This is a genomic window from Streptomyces sp. NPDC088810, from assembly GCF_044750305.1.
Taxonomy (GTDB): domain Bacteria; phylum Actinomycetota; class Actinomycetes; order Streptomycetales; family Streptomycetaceae; genus Streptomyces.
This window is the reverse complement of sequence record NZ_JBIVJQ010000025.1, coordinates 1-5,076: the sequence shown is the minus strand read 5'-3', so window position 1 is coordinate 5,076 and position 5,076 is coordinate 1. Positions and strand designations below refer to the sequence as shown.

Here is a 5,076-nt window from a genome sequence, read left to right as displayed (position 1 = left end):
CCGCGGGCAGGTACACCGCCCGCGCATCCCCCTCCGGATCCGCCGCCATCGCCTCCAGCACCGCACGGAACATCCCCGCCAGCCGCTCGGCGTGCGGCTTGGAGATGACGTCGGCGCGGGTGTTGACGTACAGGCGGTCGCCGCGGTTGAAGACGGTCAGGTCGAACTCGTTGGCCGCGCTGGTCATGCGCGTGCCGGCGGCGACCTTGCCGGTGTCGACCTGGTGGAAGTCGATGTAGTTGAAGTAGGCGTTGATCAGCCGGCCGCCGCCCCAGTCGCGCTGCACGGCGGGCATCGGGTAGCGCCGGTGCGGCCACAGCTCGACCTCGCGGTCGAAGACCTGCCCGACCAGCTCCCGCCAGGTGCGGGCGCTGCGGTCGACGGCGAACGGGAGCGTGTTGAGGTACATGCCGAGCACGCGTTCGGCACCCGCCGCCTCGGGCCGGGTGTCGCACACCAGGCCGGCGTGGTAGGCCGGTTCGTCGGTGAGCTGGCCCATCACCTTCATGAACGCGGCGACCAGCACGCTCTTGTAGGAGACGCCGGCCGTGGCGGCCAGCTCCCGCAGCCGGTCGCCGAGGTCGTCGAAGGGGACCTCCTCGTAGACCGGCTCGGCGGTGGTGCCGGCCCAGTCGCGGGGCAGGGCCACCGGCGCGTGCCCGGTGGTGACGCGCTGCCAGTAGGCGCGGTCGTCCGCCGAGTCCAGTGCGGCCAGTTCGGCGGCGACCGCGTCGGCGAAGCGCACCTCGGGCACCGCGTACGGTTCCGGTTCGCCGCCGTCCCGGAACGCCCGGTAGCAGTCGAGCAGCTCCACCAGCAGCTGGTGGTAGCTCCAGCCCTCGGTGATCGCGTGCGACTGGGTGAACGTGACCCACCAGGCCTCGTCGCTCTCCTCGTGCGCGAGGATCCGCATCAGCGGGGCCCGGTCGATCTCGAACGTGGCGGCGCGCTGCCGGGCCTGGAGCTCGAAGCGGGCCGCGGTCAGCTGCTCCTCGGTCAGCCCGCGCACGCTGTGCACGGCGACCGGGATCTCGACGGAGGCGTGCACCAGTTGCAGCGGGACCGAGTAGCCCGTGAGGTGGAAGGAGGTGCGCAGCATCTCGTGCCGTGCCGCGAGCACCCGGGCGGCGGCGCGCAGGGCCCGCGGGTCCAGCGGCCGGTCGTCGGCGACCCGGAACGTGTTGACGATGTGGTACGGGTTCCGGTTGCCGCCGGTGGTCTCGATCAGCATGCCGAGCTGGGTGCGGCCCACCGGGTAGGCGTCCGTCACGTCCTTCGGCAGCCGGGCGCGGTCCTCGGCGGAGATCAGCGCGAACGGGGCCACGAACGCCCGCTCCGCCGCGGTGAGCGTCTCCCGGCCGGCGACCAGCTCGAGAAGCCGTTCCACGGTGCGGGCCTCGAAGACGTCGCGCACCGCCAGGTCGACGCCCTGGGCGCGCAGCGCGCCGACGAGCGCGACGGCCCGGATGGAGTCGCCGCCCAGGTCGAAGAACCCGTCGCGGACACCGACCCGGGCCACGCCCAGGGCCTGCGCCCAGGCCTCGGCCATCCGCTGTTCCTCGGCGTCGCGCGGTGCCAGGTAGGCGCCGCGGGCGAAGGCGGTGTCGTCGGGCGCGGGCAGCGCCCGCCGGTCGAGCTTGCCGTTGGGCGTCAGCGGGATGGCGTCCAGCGTGACGTAGGCCGCGGGCAGCATGTACTCCGGGAGCGTGCGGGCGAGCCGGTCGCGCAGTTCCTCGGGGGCGGGCCGTTCGGTGCCGCGGGTGGTGAGGTAGGCGACGAGCCGCTCCTCGTGGACGACCACGACGGCCTGCCGGACCGCGGGGTGGGCGCCCAGCGCGGCCTCGATCTCGCCCAGCTCGATCCGGTGTCCGCGGACCTTGACCTGGTCGTCCAGGCGCCCCAGGAAGTCCAGGCTGCCGTCGGCCCGCCAGGCGGCCAGGTCGCCGGTGCGGTACAGCCGGGCGCCGGCGGGCCCGTACGGGTCGGGCACGAAGCGTTCCGCGGTGAGCCCGGGCCGGCCCAGGTAGCCGCGGCCGACGCCGGCGCCGCCGACGTACAGCTCGCCGGGTACGCCCACGGGCAGCGGGCGCAGCCACTCGTCGAGCACGTACAGCCGGGTGTTGCGCACCGGCCGGCCGATCGGGACCCGGGCGCCGAGGGCAGCGGTGTCGGACAGCACGGCGTGGGTGACGTCGTCGGAGCACTCGGTGGGGCCGTAGGCGTTGACCAGCGGGATGCCGGGGTGGCGGGCGAGCCAGCGGTCGCACAGCTCGGCGGGGAGCGCCTCGCCGGTGACCACCAGCCTGCGCAGCCGCGGCAGCGCGGGCGCCGCGGCCCCCGCGTCCCAGTAGTCCAGCGCGGTCCGCAGCAGCGACGGCACGACCTCCAGGACGGTGACGTCCTCGGCGGCGACCCGGGCGAACAGCTCCTTCGGGTCGAGCGCCGTGGTCCCGTCGACCGTGCGCACGCTGCCGCCGACGACCAGCGGGGCGAGCATCTGCCACACGGAGATGTCGAAGGCCGGGGAGGCGTTCTGCACGACGCTGTCGCCGGCGTCCAGCTCCAGGTCCTCGACCTTCGCCAGCAGGTGGTTGCCCATGCCGTCGCGGCGCACCATGGCCCCCTTGGGGCGGCCGGTGGAGCCGGAGGTGTAGATGACGTAGGCCAGGTCGTCCTGCCCGGCGAGCGGCTCGGGGTCGGTGGCCGGGCGGGTGCTCCAGGCGTCCGGGGCGTCGACCAGGACACGGGTCACGCCCTCCGCCTCGGGCACCGCGGCGGCCGTGGCCCCGGCGGTGAGCAGGAAGCGGGAACCGGCGTCCTCCACCATGAACCGCAGGCGGTCGGCGGGCGCGTCCGGGTCGAGCGGCAGATAGGCACCGCCGGCCTTGAGCACCGCCAGCACGGCGAGGACCAGCTCGGGCGAACGCTCCAGGCAGACGGCGACCAGGGTCTCCGGTCCCACCCCGAGTCCGCGCAGATGGTGGGCGAGCCGGTTGGCGCGGCCGTTCAGCTCCCCGTAGGTCACCACCCGGTCGTCGGCGGTGACGGCCACGGCGTCCGGGGTGCGCGCGGCACGGCGCTGGAACTCCTCCGGCACCCGCAGGTCGACCGGGGTGCGGGCGGTGTCGGTCAGGGTCTCCAGCAGCAGCCGGCGCTCGCCGTCCGGCAGGCAGTCGGCACGGGCGTCGCCGTCGACGTCCGCGACCATCGCCTCCAGCACCGCGCGGTACATCGCGCGCAGCCGCTCAGCGTCGGCCCGGCCGAGGACGGCGGTCCGGGTGGACAGGCTCAGCCGGTCGGGCCGGCAGTGCACGGTGACGTCGAACTCCGTGCGGTTGGTGCCGAGCCGGGCGTCGGCGCGGGTCTCGTCGCCGTCCTCCCCGTCCAGGCGCGGCAGGTCGACGTAGTTGAACGCGACGCTCACCAGCCGACCGCCGCGCCAGGCCCGCTGCAGGGCGGGGAACGGGTAGCGCCGGTGCGGCCACAGCTCGACCTCCCGGTCGAAGACCCGGGTGATCAGCTCCCGCCAGGTGCGGGCGGTGCGGTCCACCGGGAACGGCACGGTGTTGAGGTGCATGCCGTACACCCGGTCGGCGCCGAGCATCTCGGGACGGGCGTCGACGACCAGGCCCACGTGGAAGGCCGGGGACTCGGTGAGCCGGCTCATCACCTTGGTGTGGGCGGCCAGCAGCACGCTCTTGACGGAGGTCCGCAGCCGGGTGGCCACCTCGCGCAGGCCGGGTTCCAGGTCGGCGAGGGGCAGCACGAGGTCGTAGCCGTCGCCGGGTTCCGCGGCGCGCTCCCAGCCGTCGGGCAGGGTGAGCGGCGGGTGGCTGTCGACGATGTCCTGCCAGTAGGCCGCGTCCTCGGCGGAGGCGAGGGAGTCCAGCTCGGCCGCGATGTAGTCGGCGTAGCGGACGTCCGGTGCCTGGTGCGGCGCGGGTTCCCGGCCGTCGCGCAGCGCGTCGTAGCAGCCGATGAGTTCGGACAGCAGCCAGTTGTGGCTCCAGCCCTCGGTGATGGCGTGCGGCCGGGACAGCGACAGCCACCAGCCGTCGGCGGTGACGTAGGCGGTCACCCGCAGCAGCGGGGCACGCCCGAGGTCGATCTCCGCGTTCCGCTCGGCCAGCAGCAGCCGCATCAGCTCGTCGTCCGGCTCGTCCCCGGCCGCACCGGGCACGTGGTGGACGGTGACCGGGACCTCGGTCTCGGCGTGCACCAGCTGCATCGGCACCGAGAAGGAGTGCAGGTCGAACGAGGTCCGCAGCAGCTCGTGCCGGGCGACGACGGTCCGCGCGGCCCGGCGCAGGGCCTCCTCGGAGAACGGGTGGGGGTCGCGCACCCGGTAGGCGACGAAGCTGCGGTAGGCGTCGCCGCCGTCGAGCAGCTCGACCACCATGCCGGTCTGCACCTGGGACATGGGGTAGGCGTCGCTCAGGCCGTCCGGCAGCGCGGCCCGGTCCTCGGCCGACAGCAGCGCGAACGGCTCGACCGGACCCCGGGTCGCGGTCAGGTCGCCGCGCTCGGCCAGCAGGTGGGCGAGGTCGCCGACGGTACGCCGGGCGAAGACGTCCGTGACGGAGACGTCCAGGTTCTCGGCGCGCAGGGCGCCGACGAGGGAGACCGCGCGGATCGAGTCGCCGCCCAGGTCGAAGAACCCGTCGTGCACACCGACCCGGTCCACGCCGAGCACGTCCCGCCACACGGCGGCGATCCGCTCCTCCAGCGGGGTGCGCGGGGCGACATAGCGGGAGGCCGCGTAGGCGGTGCGGTCCGGGGCGGGCAGGGCACGCCGGTCGAGCTTGCCGTTGGGCGTCAGCGGGATCGCGTCCAGCGTGACGAAGGCCGCGGGCACCATGTACGAGGGCATCGACTGCCCGCACAGGGCGACGAGTTCGGCGCCGGACGGCGCCTCGTCCGCAGCCGGGACGAGGTAGGCGACGAGCTGCTCGTCCCGGACCACGGCGACGGCCTCACGGACACCGGGGTGCTCGGCCAGTACGGATTCGATCTCGCCGAGTTCGATCCGGTAGCCGCGGATCTTGACCTGGTCGTCGGCCCGGCCCAGGAACTCCA

1 protein-coding gene is annotated in these 5,076 nt (G+C 74.4%); it reads right to left on the bottom strand.

The features are described 5' to 3' along the window. A partial coding sequence (locus ACIP4Y_RS38405) for an amino acid adenylation domain-containing protein (protein WP_401401796.1) occupies nt 1-5,076 on the bottom strand: 5,076 nt, incomplete at both ends.